14 protein-coding genes are annotated in these 14,802 nt (G+C 37.6%); all 14 read right to left on the reverse strand.

What is annotated here, in order from left to right; translation table 11 throughout:
* Positions 1-225 precede the first annotated feature (225 nt).
* The 14 genes from QM874_RS01540 to QM874_RS01605 all read right to left on the reverse strand — a co-directional run bounded on the left by QM874_RS01540 (position 226) and on the right by QM874_RS01605 (position 14,700).
* A complete protein-coding gene (locus QM874_RS01540) occupies positions 226-2,745 on the reverse strand; it encodes a pneumococcal-type histidine triad protein (RefSeq protein WP_414316197.1) in 2,520 nt (839 codons plus the stop codon).
* Between the two features lie 315 nt (positions 2,746-3,060).
* The gene (locus QM874_RS01545) at positions 3,061-3,315 is read right to left on the reverse strand and encodes a DUF3884 family protein (protein WP_075231579.1); all 255 of its coding nucleotides are present in this window, start codon (positions 3,313-3,315) and stop codon (positions 3,061-3,063) included.
* Positions 3,316-3,357: 42 nt separating this feature from the next.
* A complete protein-coding gene (lacG, locus tag QM874_RS01550; RefSeq protein WP_414315949.1) occupies positions 3,358-4,764 on the reverse strand; it encodes a 6-phospho-beta-galactosidase in 1,407 nt (468 codons plus the stop codon).
* 213 nt (positions 4,765-4,977) lie between these two features.
* Positions 4,978-6,669 (reverse strand): lactose-specific PTS transporter subunit EIIC, encoded by a 1,692-nt coding sequence (locus QM874_RS01555; protein WP_414315950.1) that lies wholly within the window; start codon positions 6,667-6,669, stop codon positions 4,978-4,980.
* On the reverse strand, positions 6,669-6,986 hold the full coding sequence (locus tag QM874_RS01560) for a PTS lactose/cellobiose transporter subunit IIA (protein ID WP_045763395.1): 318 nt from the start codon (positions 6,984-6,986) through the stop codon (positions 6,669-6,671). The genes QM874_RS01555 and QM874_RS01560 overlap by 1 nt, the downstream gene beginning before the upstream one ends.
* 33 nt (positions 6,987-7,019) lie before the next feature.
* Entirely contained in the window at positions 7,020-7,856 is an 837-nt protein-coding gene (locus QM874_RS01565) for a PRD domain-containing protein (RefSeq protein WP_414315951.1), read from the reverse strand.
* A gap of 234 nt (positions 7,857-8,090) precedes the next feature.
* A complete protein-coding gene (lacD, locus tag QM874_RS01570) occupies positions 8,091-9,071 on the reverse strand; it encodes a tagatose-bisphosphate aldolase (RefSeq protein WP_371607831.1) in 981 nt (326 codons plus the stop codon).
* A 1-nt stretch (position 9,072) separates the two neighbouring features.
* Positions 9,073-10,002: a tagatose-6-phosphate kinase gene (locus QM874_RS01575; RefSeq protein WP_414315952.1), complete on the reverse strand. Its 930-nt coding sequence runs from the start codon at positions 10,000-10,002 to the stop codon at positions 9,073-9,075.
* A 10-nt stretch (positions 10,003-10,012) separates the two neighbouring features.
* Positions 10,013-10,528, reverse strand: coding sequence for a galactose-6-phosphate isomerase subunit LacB (lacB, locus tag QM874_RS01580; RefSeq protein WP_001216925.1), 516 nt, complete (start codon positions 10,526-10,528; stop codon positions 10,013-10,015).
* Between the two features lie 148 nt (positions 10,529-10,676).
* Positions 10,677-11,102, reverse strand: a complete 426-nt coding sequence (lacA, locus tag QM874_RS01585; protein WP_000029280.1) for a galactose-6-phosphate isomerase subunit LacA — start codon at positions 11,100-11,102, stop codon at positions 10,677-10,679.
* A gap of 257 nt (positions 11,103-11,359) precedes the next feature.
* Positions 11,360-12,268, reverse strand: a complete 909-nt coding sequence (locus QM874_RS01590) for an aldose 1-epimerase family protein (RefSeq protein ID WP_414315953.1) — start codon at positions 12,266-12,268, stop codon at positions 11,360-11,362.
* An 89-nt stretch (positions 12,269-12,357) separates the two neighbouring features.
* The gene (locus tag QM874_RS01595) at positions 12,358-13,833 is read right to left on the reverse strand and encodes a PTS galactitol transporter subunit IIC (RefSeq protein ID WP_075230279.1); all 1,476 of its coding nucleotides are present in this window, start codon (positions 13,831-13,833) and stop codon (positions 12,358-12,360) included.
* A gap of 45 nt (positions 13,834-13,878) precedes the next feature.
* Positions 13,879-14,184 carry a PTS sugar transporter subunit IIB gene (locus QM874_RS01600; RefSeq protein WP_075230278.1) on the reverse strand — a complete coding sequence of 102 codons (306 nt, stop codon included), beginning with the start codon at positions 14,182-14,184 and terminating at the stop codon, positions 13,879-13,881.
* A 39-nt stretch (positions 14,185-14,223) separates the two neighbouring features.
* A complete protein-coding gene (locus QM874_RS01605; RefSeq protein ID WP_414270139.1) occupies positions 14,224-14,700 on the reverse strand; it encodes a PTS sugar transporter subunit IIA in 477 nt (158 codons plus the stop codon).
* Positions 14,701-14,802: the final 102 nt, after the last annotated feature.

The following is a 14,802-nucleotide window of genomic DNA, read 5'->3' on the forward strand; positions in this document are numbered from 1 at the left end:
TTTAAAATGTCAATATTTTTTCTACATTTTCATGAAAAAAGTGAGAACTAAATTTCATTATCAGTTCTCACTGGTTATTTTTAACATTTGACTTTTAATCGTTTTAGAACTCCTTGATTCATTTTTTTAGACAGCTAATTTCAGCTTTTTAACAAAGAAAAGGACATTATTCAATTAAAAATCGAACAATATCCTTTCGACTAGATTATAATTAATAAAAATATTTTAAAGTTTTATTTGTTTTAGTGTCTTAATGTCATACATCACTAATTCACCATTTTTATTGTAAAACTGAACACCTTCTGGCTGAAAAATTAGAAACTTAGGATCGATTTGTGCAATTTTTGCTAACTTTTCTATATGTTCATTTAAAGTTACTTTATCCAATCCGTAGTCTGGTAAATCATCGTCACTTTCTTCTTTGGAGTTTTCTTTATCTTCAACCTTATTTTCTGAAGTAATTTCGTTGGTTGTACCAGTCTCATTTACACCTATATTATTCTTCGGTTGCTCCTCAGTTTTATCTACAGCAGTATTATTCTTATCACTATTTTCAGTATTGTTTGAATCAGGTTTTAATTCTTTATTAGGATGTGTAGACGTTCCAGTTTTGGATTCTTTTTCTTTTATTCTTTTTGCTATTAAGTCTTGTGCTTCTTTCCATTCTACTTCTGACAAGTCGGATTTAGTGATACTTCTCAATGAACCACCTCCCGCTCTTGGAATACTAAATGATTTGTCTTCCCATACAAAAGTTTCTTTTGCCAATACATCTTTCGGATCAAAAATATAGCCATCTGGAGTTGCAAATCGACCTTCTGCAAGAGCTTTCTGAACTTCTTCAGCAGAATGGATAATTTGCCAATTCTGCATTCCAGCGCGTTTTCCAAGAGGAGTCACATTAGCAATAACAGATCCAGCATCCTCATGACCCGGCTTAGACCAAACTTCAGGACGCACATCAGGATGTTGCATTACATATTTAATAGTCGCAATTTGATCAGGCTCTAACCATGAGTAAGGCACAACGTGAATATGATCAATGTGTGGAATAATGAATGAACTTCCAGTATCATAGGTAGTATTAGCTGCATGCATCGGCAAACTTGAGACATCTACAGCTAATCTTGGTTTAATCCCTGTGTCTACTATATCATAACGATAATGATCTCGATCCTTAAGCATTAGTTCTTGTTCAGAAAAAGCAATTTGAGTAAGATCAAGTTCGTCTCGAGAATAGAAATATTCTTTTCCGTTTTCTTTAAGAACATAACCAACTTTACCATTTTTGATAACTTTACTAGTCACTTTTTTTGAATCAAATTTTGGTTTTTCTTCATTATTCATTTTCTCTGAAGGAATAACACTATCATTAGCTTGACCTTTTTCCTTCATCCACTTGCTAACTTCATCTAATTCAAATTGTTCTAACTCTCCAAATCCCACATAATGGAAATGATTTCCATGTCTCGCTATAATGCCTGATTTATCAACTGAATAGATAGAATCTTTACTGAATACATATCCATCACTAGTATCGTATGGTTTGCCATCCAGACCTTTTCCATAAGCTTTAATTGAATTTCCTAAAAATTTATGTTCAACTTTACTGTTTGTTGACTTTTGGGTATTTACTGGCTTATTGTTTCCATTATTTTGTCCTTTTACCGAAATCATTCTTGCAATCTTCTGCTCTAAATCAGACATTTGAGAATAAGGGATAAAATGATAGTGATCCCCATGAGGTACCGCTACCCCATTCGCAGTTTTTCTTGTAATTTGCGCTGGATCAAAGACAAGCCCATCTGATTCCACATGTCGTTGGCTGAGTGGCAAGACATAAAGTTGTTTCAAAAGACTAGATACGTCTTCACTTGGACTTGCTTGATAACTATTATCCACTTGTGGGCTAACACTTGGGGTCCATCTTCTAGTATTTGCCTCAACATTGCTTTGATTCGTTTGTCTATATGTACTACTATTCGATGCCTCTGATGAGCTGCTAGAAGAATTTGTTGACGGTCGATACCCAACTGAGCTTGTTTGGCCACCTTTACCAGATAAGAAAGCCTGAGCAGCAGCGAGTTCACTAGCCGATAAGTCACTCTTTGGAATATAGTGGAAATGATTGCCATGGGGAACGATATATGCATCACCCGTATCCTCGATAATATCACTTGCATTAAAAACATAGCCATCATCCGTCGTATAACGCCCCTGTGCCCTTGCTAGAGCAACTTCATTACTAACCTTTGTTCCACCATCATGCCCATGTTCTTGCTTCTGACGATTGATCTCATCCTTACTACGAATATTTTCTGCATGGGATGCATCTTTGAGGTATACATAATAGCGACCATCAACCTTAATGACATAACCACCCTTGACTTCGTTGACAATGTCTGAATCCTTCAACTGATAATTCGGATCTTTCATCAGAAGTTCTTCACTAATGATAGCATCATAAGGAACCTTGCCATTAAAGTAATGATAATGGTCTCCATGTGAAGTTACGTAGCCTTGATCGGTAATTTTAACAACAATTTGTTCAGCATTAATCCCCTCTCGCTGACTAACCTCATCTGGTGTCAGATTTTCAGTCTTAGCACTAGCCTGATTTCCTTCTATATAAGACACACGATTAGACTCTTTGCTAGTCTGTACCGCTTGGTAACGCCCCAATTCATAACTTGAAAGGCTTAAAGCCAAAAGAGCTACGGAACCAAGTACATATTTTTTATTGATTTTCATCTTAATACACTTTCTATTTCATTTATTCGTTAAAGAAGAACTATACTTTTCCTAAAGAATATCCTTAACCGGTTAAATATCGATTTAGAAAAATTACTCACTTTTAAAACTCCTCCTTCTGTTTTCTATTTATCAAACAAGATTTGAGCGATTAAACTATTTTCTTTTTATACTTAACCAGTTATTTAACTAGTTAAGATTTTACTCCTATAACATAAATCTGTCAAGAATTTTTTTGACTTTCAGGTAAAATCTAGATAAAAAAGAGGAATATCCCCTAGTATGAGATAGATTCCTCTTTATAATATTTTAGTGTTGAAATGGCATAAAATCCGAAACAAAGGAAATGTTATCCTTATCTTCTGCGTTGACAAAATTTAAGAATAGCTTTTGAAATTCTTCAAATTCATAGTCTGAATGACAAATCCACTCCTTACCTGTCGAGACATACCATTTTCCAAGACTTGCAAGTTGCTCCTTGGTCAAGGATGGTACATGAGAGCAATGTTCAAAGTTAATAATATAAACTTTTTCATAGATTGATTTGATAAAATCTTTGAGCATAAACTTTCCTCGCTTAAATTCTATACCTAATAACTAGTTGTACTATTCAATCACTTGGGTCTCAGCTAGTTTTTTGTACCAATGTGCAGATTTCTTAGGATAACGTTCTTGTGTATCAAAATCAACATAGAAAAGTCCGTAACGTTTTTCATAACCATTAGACCATGAGAAGACGTCCATCAATGACCATATGAAGTATCCTTTGACGTTTGCACCTTCTGCAATCGCATCAGACAATACTTCCAAGTGTTGTTTCACATAATCAATACGGCCGTCATCGTAAACTGTGTTATCAACGAATTCATCCTTGTATCCAAGTCCGTTTTCAGTGATGTAGATCTTCTTGTAGTTTGGATAATCTTTCTTAACACGCATGATTTGATCATACAAACCTTGAGGGTAGATGATCCAGTCCCAGTCAGTACGAGGTACATAGTCAGGAGCTACACGACGTCCAACACCCTTGATTTGGTATTTAGAGCTTCCTTTTTCTCCTTTACCATTGTGGATGATCTCAGTTTCACCATCAAAGGCTTCCATCCAGTCACTCATGTAATAGTTAATTCCAAGGAAGTCGTTCAAATCTTTAGCTGCTTCAAGTGCTGCAAAGTCTTCGTCACGAAGATCCAACTCACCACCATTTACTGATAAGATGTGGTTTACACCTTCCATTGTTGCATCTGAATAGTGTCCAAGGTATGTAGCATCCAAGATAAATTTGTTGTGGATGATATCTTCCAACTCAGCAGCACGAACGTCTGCAGGATTTTTAGGATCCAATGGATACTTAGTTGGAAGGGCGTGAACAACCCCGATTTCACCTTTGTAACCTTTGTCTTTGTACAATTTCACAGCACGTGCATGAGAAACCATCATATTGTGGTGGGATTGGAAGACTTTGGCAAGGTCATATTGAATACCTGGTGGGAATTTACCGACCAAGTATTGACCATCACCGATTGGACCAATTTCATTAAAGGTTGTCCAGTAGTTTACTTCTGGGAATTCTTCAAAACAGAATGCAGCATAATCTACAAAGTGTTCGATATTTTCACGATTTAAGAAGTCTCCATTTGAGTGAAGAGCTTCAGGTGTATCAAAGTGATGAAGAGTAACGAACGGTTCTACATGGCGTTTATGACATTCTGCAAATAAGTTATGATAGAATTCTACCCCTTTTGGATTTACTTCACCATAACCAGTTGGGAAAATACGTGACCAAGCAATAGAAATACGAATACCATTTACACCATATTCCTCAGCTAATTTTAAGTCTACTGGATATTTATGATAGAAGTCACTCGCTGGTTCAGCTGTGTACCAATAGTTATCTGCTAGGTATTTGTCCCAGGCAACAGGACCTTTACCATCTGTATGCGTAGCTCCTTCTGCTTGATAAGCTGCTGTTGCGCCACCAAAAATAAAATCTTTAGGAAGTGTTTTTGTCATTTTTTCACCTATTTCTTGATTGGATAAAATGAAAAGTGAGGGGAGAGGAGTTAGTGAGCCATCCATCTCCATCTCACTTCTTGTAGCAAGTCACCGAATTGTGACATAAGGAGGTAAAAACGATATTTTTTTACCGACGAATTAACAAGGCGATTAGGAAATTCGCCATAGCGATTTCCGTGATGATAGGAGACTGTTTTACAGTCCCTATCATCAATCGAATTGAGCTTGAACAAAGGCTAGAGCACCTTGTCCATCACGTGTCAATTTAATGTACTGTGCACCTTCTGTCTTAGCAAGTTTGATACCTAATTTATCCGTTTCAGCCTTCATATCTTCGAAATTTGAAGCAACCTGAGGCGCCAAGATAACAAGGTCAAATTCTGGCAACATTTCACGGTGAGCACCATAGCCACCAGCTGCAGCTTTAACTGGCACATTGTATTCTGCTGCTGCTTTGTTCAAGGCGTTGGCAAGAAGACCACTTGTTCCTCCACCCGCACAAAGAACGAGTACGTTGGTTTCTTCAGTAATTGTATTTTGTGCTGATTCTACTCCAGCTTTTTCAAGGATAGCATCCGCTTTAGCAGTATTGAAGTTTGCGGCTACTTTTTCTTTTAATTCATCGTTGGCTTTACCAGAACGTTCTTCTTCAAGAATTTGTTCGTCATAAACTTTAAGGAATGGATAGTAGATTGCAATATCCACTACAATTAACAATGCTGCAAGAGCAAATGACAAGAACTGGAAGTTTGTACCAAGAACAATACCTAGAGGCCCAGGTGTAGTCCATGGAAGGTTGGCAGTAAATGAGTTCATGCCAAGAGTTTCGATAAAGAACTTAAAGATCCATACGTTTGCAATAGGTGCAAAGATAAATGGAATGAAGAAGATTGGGTTCAAAACAAGTGGTGCACCAAACAAGATTGGTTCGTTTACACCGAAGAATGTAGGAACTACTGAAGCACGTCCAATAGCACGATTTCGTTTCGATTTACACAACCACATAAACATGAATGGAACCACAAGAGTTGCTCCTGTACCACCCATGGTAACGATAAACATTTGTGTACCAGATGTAAGGATCCTATCAGCGTGCATACCTTGTTGAAGAAGGTTCAAGTTGACTTCGGCATTTGCATAAGTAATCGCTGCAATGGCAGGTTCAACGATAGATGGGCCGTGAATACCGACAAACCAGAAGAAGGCAAAAGCACCAAAGATAATAGTAATACCAAGATAACCGTCTGCTGCTGAGAAAAGAGGTGCAAAGAACTTACCGATTGATTCTGCAACGCTTGCACCAACAAAATGACGTGCTAGTAAATCAAGAGCATAAAGTGAAACAACTGAGAGAGTGAATGGAATAACGTCTTTAAAGACTTGTGAGATATTCGGTGGAACTTCGTCAGGCATGCGAATAGTAACGTTGTTCTTGACACAAACCTTATAGATAGCTACAGTTACAAAAGCTGCCAGGAAGGCTGAAAGCAACCCTTTTGTTCCAAGGAATCCTGTCGCAAAACCACCCTCGATTGGGTCAGCTGCCAACATTAGCAAACCAACAATAGCTGCCAATAGCGTTGACATATAGTTGATTTGGTTGGTTTTCTCCATACTACGATTGACGGAGTCTGTTAAAGATTTAGCAGTGGTACCAGCTACCAAGACTGCTAGAATCCCCATAGAGTAGCTGTAAGGTTTCATCAAAAGAGCTACTACTTCATCAGACCATTTAAAGCCCCAAGAGTTTGGAACAAAAGCAATCAAGATAAAAATACTTGAGAAGAGAATGACTGGCATTCCAGCGATAAATCCATCCCGAATAGCACGAAGATAGATATTTCGAGATAGTTTTTCAAAGAAAGGCTTCCCTTTCTCGATATAGGCAATTAACTTATTCATTATTTAGCTCCTCTTTTATAAAGTTCGATTAAATGATGCATCAAATCTTTTAGCAAAATAGTTGTCATCAAGTGATCTTGGCCATGCATCATGGTCACGCTATAAGCCAAATCATCACCTGCAGCTTCCTTGGTTAAAAGACTAGTTTGCGCGTGGTGTGCTTCAGCGATACAGCTACCAGCTTCTTCAACTAAGCTATCCGCTTTCGCAAAATCACCAGCTTCAGCAGCCTTCAAAGCTTCCAATAATTTTGAACGAGCATCACCTGCATAGGCAACGATTTCAAAACCTAACAATGTTACTTCTTCTCTATTCATGATAGATTTCTCCTTATATTTTTTTAATAAATGTTATGACAATAAACGTTGGATGTGAAGAACAAGGTAAACTCGTTCACTCTTATAAAGGTCAACACCCGTTTCCTGTGTAATGACTTCATAAATTTTGCTACCAATCTCGAATGCTTCTGGATAGGTATTTTTTATATGTTCTTCCATATCGAGCAAGGATTGATTATCATCGCGACTACGATCCAGATAATCCAAAAAATAATTTAGATGAATCATAAAGCGGTCGTAAAAATTATTATTTTCAGGTGTTCGCTGGATTTTATAACTCTTCAAAACGCTTTCGACCCTCTTTAAAATTTCCTTTCTCTTATCAATTGACTCAACAACTTCGACTTCATTCTCACCTTCGGCATTTATGAAATGATAAGCGATACGAATGATTTCGTCTTCAGGAAAATTTTCTGTCAGTTTTTGACGATAAATTTCAAAAGCTTCTTGTGCAATTTGAAACGCGATAGGATATTTTGCAGAAATGTCAGGCAAATTACTATCCTTATAGCGCTCTTGGCTAATAGCCTGATAAGAACAATAGATATGGTCTGTCAGAGTGACGTATAGATACTCTTGGACAGGATATTGATATTTTTTAGAAAGATTATCAATAATCTCATAAGTGACCGTAATAAAATCAAGCGGTACATCCTTTAGAAGAGCCATAAAGTTTTCTCGCGACTCTTCTGTTTTCATCCGAAAAACTTTTTCAACCTGATCCTCAGAAATCAAATCTCCCTTCTTCTTACCGAACGAAATACCCTTACCAATTACGATCAACTCCTCTCCCTTGCTATTCCGCACGAGAGAAACATTGTTATTCATTGGATTTAATATCCGATACATGGCAACCTCCTTGCCCTATTATTTAAGTTTTGTGAGCATAAAAAATGACCACAAATGAACTCAAAAAATATACATCTGAGTCATCTGTGATCATGCCTAATATTACTTAGTAACACTCACTTTGTATTAACTTGTAACTTAAGTATAGCACAAGATTTTTATTTTGTAAACCTTTACATACAACTTTTTTTAAAAGTTTTTTAGCTAGGTTTTAGGACATAAAAGGGGGGAAATTTAGACACGTTCGGTCCATGAAGTAGCTGTTGTTTGAAGTACTTTATTGAGTTCATCAATGTTTTCAAATCCAGTTGTACGAAGCCATTCGCGAGCTGCTGCTTCTCCATCTTTGATGTAAGCTTCAACGGAGCCAGCCCATGTTGCACGTCCACAAAGAACACCATTGAAGTTTGCACCTGATTCGTGAGCAAATACAAGAGTTTCTTGGAAGAGCTTAGCTGATACACCTGCACTCAAGTAGATGTATGGAAGGTTAGTAGCTTCGTCTTGGGCTTTGAAGAATGCTGCTGCTTCTTCACGTGTATGAACGATTTCGCCATCGCCAAAGCCTTCAACGTATTTCACGTTAACTGGAACTTCTACTTTCAAGACATCGATGTTGAAGCGTGGGTCTGAGAAGACTTTCATAGCACCGATAACCTTACGTGGTTTTACTTTAGCGTATTCTGCAGAACCAGCGTCAGCAATCTTTTCATCGTAAGCAAGAATTTCAAGGAAGAATGGAATGTCTTCAGCCACACACTCAGAACCAATACGTTCGATGTAGGCTTGTTTTTGTTGGTTGAGTTCGTCAGAGCTGTCTACATCATAGTAAAGCAAGAACTTAACAGCATCTGCCCCTTGTTCTTTGATACGTTTTGCAGACCAAACATCTAAGCAGTCTGGCAAACGTTTTGTGCTTGTTGTGTCGTATCCAGTTTTCTCATAAGCAAGGAGAAGACCAGCTTTTGGATCAAGAGCTTTTGTAGCTGGAAGTCCATATTCAGGATCAAGAAGCATAGATGAAGCGTATTTTGTCAATTCATCCGCTACCAAGACTTTAAGTTCTTCCATTTGAGCAACTGTTGGCTCTTCTGTTTGGTATTGAGCCATAAGGCGTTTCAAAGCACCACGTTGGTCAAAAGCAAGAGCTGAGATGATACCATTCTCATCAGAGAGTTTTTGCATACAAGCGCGTTTATTTTCTGTTAAAACCATTTTATACCTCTTTTACAATTAATTGGTCATATAGACCTTGATAGTTAGCCATATTGACATGACCGGTCATTTTTTCTTGAGCATTAAGCATACCAAGGACATTTGCCTTGATCAACAGTTCTTGATCCGTTTCTTTATGGAAAAGACCTGAAGCAATACCTGCCACTGTAGAATCGCCAGAACCGACTGGATTTACTACTTGAATTCTTGGAATATCTACTTTGTAGAAAGTGTTACCGTGTTTAGCGAATGCTCCATTAGCACCTAAGGAAACGATAATCCACTCGATTCCATCAAATAGTGGTTCTTGAAGAACAGCTTTTAGCTCATCCAAATCTTTAGAAATTTCTCTTCCTAAAAGTTGAGATAATTCTTCATTATTTGGCTTGATGACTGTTGGTTTATGTGGAGACTCAAGAACTGCCTGAAGTGCAGCGCCTGAACAGTCCAATACAACAGGTTTCCCAACTAGGTTAGCAAGTTCAACCAGACTAGCATAATAATCCACTGGAAGTCCTGCTGGTAGACTACCTGAAATGGCTACTACCTCTACAGTCTCTAAAAGTTCCTTGAAATGAGCCAAGAAATCTTGACCTTCTTGTTCTTGAACTTCAGGACCTTTTTCTAGGATTTCTGTTTGATTTTCTCCATGTAGAATTGCGATACAGTTACGGGTTTCACCTTGAATAGAGAAGAAACGTTTGCTTACTTTATCATCAATATTTTCTACTAAAAAATCACCAAGTTTACCACCGACAAGTCCTGTTGCGACTACGGAGTCACCAAATTCTGAAAGGACACGAGTAACGTTAAGGCCTTTACCACCTGCTGTTTTCGTAACATCTACAACACGGTTGACAGTGTCAATTTTCAATTCATCCAAAGGATAGGAAATATCAATGGATGGGTTCATTGTGACTGTTAAAATCATAAGTCACCTCTTAGTCGTGGTATTCACCGCGATCCCATTTTTCAAGGAATTCTGTAAAGAAGTTTGCATCCGTTTGATGATCGTTATGAGTTTCAACGTGTTGGATTTTAGCAATCAATTTTTTATTTTCTTCAGATGGTTTGTATTCAGCATTGATGAAAGCTTCAATGATATCACACATGAGCAACTCACCAGTGATTTTACCACCAAATCCGATAACATTGGCATTCAATTGTTCTTTTGCATAAAGAGCTGTTGTCATATCACGAACCAAAGCAGAACGAACACCTGGAACTTTGTTAACAGCGTTATTGATACCTACACCAGTACCACAGATACATACACCAAGATCAGCTTGGCCACTAACTACTGCTTCACCAACTTTTTTACCAAAGATTGGATAGTGTGTACGAGCGTGGTCATAAGTACCAAAGTCGATGACTTCATGTCCTTTTGATTTCAAAAATTCTGAAACCGCCATTTTTTCATTAGTTACGATGTGGTCACATCCAATTGCAATTCTCATTAGTTATTCCCTCCGATTAATTATATAAATCTAATATCATATATCCTTACTCAAGAAAAATCAAGATTAGCTTAGAAAGCGAGCTGCGAGCATAACTGAGGTTAGCTAAAGTGAGCTGACGACAGATTATCTTGATTTTTGAAGAGTATTAGCACATTTTGTTCAACATGTCGACCCTGATTTGGTGACGACCGCCGTCATACTTACCGTTTACAAAGCCTTTAGCAATGTTTTTAGCCAATTCGTCACCAACGAGTTGAGCACCCATAGTAATCATACGTGAGTTGTTGTGACCACGAGTCATATAGGCTGAACGTTCGTCAGATACTTCTGCAGCAACCATTCCTTTGATTTTAGTTGCAACCATAAATGGACCTGCACCATAAGCATCAATGACAATACCAAGGTTTTGTTCTTCTTTTTTAACTTCTTCAGCAACTGCAAGAGTTACATCAACGAAGTCTTGACCTTCAGCTGTAACATCCACAACGTGGAAGTTTTCTTTTTCCAAGAAATCTTTAACGACTTCTTTCAATCTCAAACCTGCAGCATCTGCACCAATAACAATAGACATATTGTATACTCCTTTTTTATAATAGACCAGTAAAAATTTTTTGGTTCTGGAAAGAAAATGACCATCACCAAACAGTTACTAGTAGTTTTTGTTGACTATTTTAGTTTAAGAATGATTCATCTAATCACTCTTTGTAACTTCTCCTTGGAGAAATTGGAAGAATAACTTGTTAAAACAAACACAAATTGTTCTTTCTAAACATAATATACTACGATTGTTTAAAAAAGTCAACAGTCTATGTTTGTTTTTGTTTATTTTTATAAAATTTCAATATCAAAACCAATTTGATCAATTTGATCTGGATTTAAGATTCGAACATTTTTCTTATCTTCTAGATGATCACCCTCTTCGAGTGATGTTGACAAACCTGACCAAGGTTCAAGAGCAAGGAAGGGACCTTTATTGAGAGTTGACCAAACGATGAGGTTTGGAAACTCTTTAAAGTCTAGTTTTAATCCCTTATCATGCTTACGTGAGCGTAAGGAAACAGAGCGAGATGCTAATTCATCTAATGTCACAGCATCATAGCTAAATAAATCATAATTTAGATCTAATTCCTTTTGATCTTTTAGCCAGTCACTTCTATCTTGAAAATCCAACATCCCTGTTTCTGGGAATGGCTTAGGAACTGTACAAGTTTCTGGCTTTTCAAATTCAAGATAGTAGTCTTCATAAGCTTCGTTATCAAATAAAGGACAGTTAAAGCCAGGATGTCCACCAATAAAGTAAGGCATTTTCTTATCTGTTTCCTTATTGGTAACTTGATACTGTGTTCGAATAGTCTTTCCAGTAACTGTATAAGTTATTTCTAGACGAAAATGATAGGGATAATTCTCATACATTTCTTGGTCATCTTCGATCGCAAATGTGACAGAATTCTCTGTTTGATCCACTAATTCAAAATCTTTTTTCCGTACAAGACCATGACGTGGGATTTTACCTTTTACTTGACTACCATCTTCTTGATCATATAGGACAGTATCATTTCTAACAGATCCACAAATTGGAAATAGAACAGGTGCTTGACCGCTCCAGTAAGTTGGATCTCCTTGCCACAAATACTCAATTCCATCCTTGTCTTTTATCGAAGTAAGTGCACCTCCAAAGGTCTGAAATTGTACATTTAACTGATCTGATTTTAATTCAATCACTAGGGTTACCTCCATTAATTTTTTTCCTTAAAAAAACTAGATTGCCGACTCCATACTTGGAAACTGACAACCTAGTTTTTACAATTTACATTTTTAGGAGCGAATTATTTTGCATTAGCTGCATATTCTTCATTACGTTTGATCATTTGTTTTCTGTACCAAGCAAAGATACCAATATAGAAAGCAAGGAATACTACAGCACCAAGGATTGCTTTGATATCACCTGTTGTAGTGTTACCAATTGTCCAACCAAGAAGTTTTTCGATTGGTCCTTCAAGTGTTGAGTGAGTAATAAGCTGAGTTTGGCTTACACCTTCTGGGAAGGCACCTACACCTTTAGCAAGTTCTGTTGCAAATGGTGCAATAAGTGTTCCTGAAAGAAGGAAGAGTGGCAACAAAAGTGTTCCGAAGATAATCATACGGAGCAATTTACCGCGAGTAACTACCAAGAGGGCTGGAGTTACACCCATAGCGATGATACCAGCAAGTGGCAAGATACCATTTCCGACTTTAGAAAGAAGCACAGCTTCGATCAACATGATTGGTGCAAGTACGTTAGCACAAGCCCAGATTTCAGCACGACCAGCTACGAATGGCCAGTCAAGACCGATGTTAAATTTACGTCCTTGAAGACGTTTAGTAGCAACGTTAGTAATACCTTGTGAAAGTGGTTCTACTGCAGCGATGAACCATGAACCGATCAATGAGAAGAGCTCCAAGCAGACACCGGCAGTCAAACCAAGTGACAACCAACCTTTAATAACAAGTTCCCATGAAGATGCATCTTCTACTCCAGCAACTGGATGTGGAGTTCCCATCAAACCGATAACGATACCAAGGATGAAACCGATAAAGAATTTAGAACCCCAGAAACCGATTTTCTTGTTCAATTTCGCAGCATCAAAGTCGAATTTATCAAGACCAGGGAAGAATTTATCAAAAATCTTATCCAAAACCATGATAACTGGGTTCATCATGTAGTTCATGTGAGTTGAAGTCATTGGTGATGAACTTGGTGCGTTAAGAAGGTCATCAAATGTTGGTTTCATCAAGTCAGAGTTGATGATTTTAAGAACCCCTACTAGGACAACTGCTGCAGTCGCGATGAAGAGTGAAACTCCTTGACTAACTCCATTGTTGTCAGCGTACCATTTGATCAAAAGACCTGTGATAGACAAGTGCCAGATATCGAAGATATCAACGTCAAGTGTATCAGTTTTCTTCATTGCAAGCATCACAATGTTGACAATCAACATCACAAGCAAGAAGTAAAGTGTCCAGGCAGAACCCCAAGTGATTGTAGCAAGTGGTGCCCAACCAACGTCGGTGATGTTCAATTGAATACCAGTATTTTCAACGAATTTTGCAAGAGAAGCTGAGAAAGCTCCGTTAAGCATTCCGATGATCGCACCGATACCTGTAAGAGCGATGGCAAGTTTGATACCACCTTCAAGTGCTTTGGAGAATTTCACTCCGAAAAGCAAGGCCAATACTGTCAAAATGATCAGCATGATGATTGGGCCACCCATAGCCAAGATAGGTTTAAAGAAATCGTTGGCCAGATTGATAATGAAATCCATAATTTTCCTCCCTTTATTTTTTATGGAATATTAACAAAGTAATAATTAGCTTAGTCCGTGTTCTTTGATTGCTGCTTCAATGTTGTCATAGACTGGAGCGCTCATAGCTGGAATACGGAACAAGATTGGTCCAGCTTCAACAACTGGAATACCAGGATCGAAGCCTAGATCTGTAGCAGCGATAGGTGTGAAGATGTCATAACCTTTAATCAAGTCTTCGTTGACGTCTTTTACCATAACTGCATCACAGTGAACATCATATCCACGGCTAGAAAGCTCTTCTTCTAGAGCACTTTTAATTTGGTGGCTTGAGTTAACACCTGCACCACACGCAGCAAGAATTTTAATCATTTGGATTTCCTCCGTTTTGTTATTTTTTTAATTTACAAATTAAGCTGTTGCTTCTGAGATATATTGGAATAAAGCTTCTGGTTCTGTAATCTTAGCTAAATCTGCCAGATGTCCATTACCAGTAAAGAAGTCCATCAACTGAGCTAGGATATTTGTTTGGCTTGAACTTGAGTTGTTGATGATAAAGAAGAGTAGTGAAACGTCCACTTCCTTGTCAGGAGCAATCATATTGTGAAATGTAACTGGCTTCTCTAAACGTACTACAACTACATTTTCAGTAAGGTTATGAATGGTATCAGTGTGAGGAATCGCTACGTTTGGCAAGTCTTTCCCTAAAAATTCCATATCTAAACCTGTTGGAAATGACTTTTCACGTTCGATCAAAGCCGATCGATAAGTATCCGTAACAATTTTACGTTCTTCTAATAAAGTTGCAACCTGATCAAAGAGTTGTTCTTGATTATCCGCTTCTAAGCAAAACACTAAGTCTTTGTCAAAGAAATGACCTAATCCCATAACATTCTCCCTTCTTTCTTTAACTTTTATGGTCTAAGTATAACACTATATGAAACCGTTGTCAATATTTTTTTGTTGTATTTTGTTTGATTTTTTATTTTT

Source organism: Streptococcus infantis, from assembly GCF_047463615.1.
GTDB lineage: Bacteria > Bacillota > Bacilli > Lactobacillales > Streptococcaceae > Streptococcus > Streptococcus infantis_X.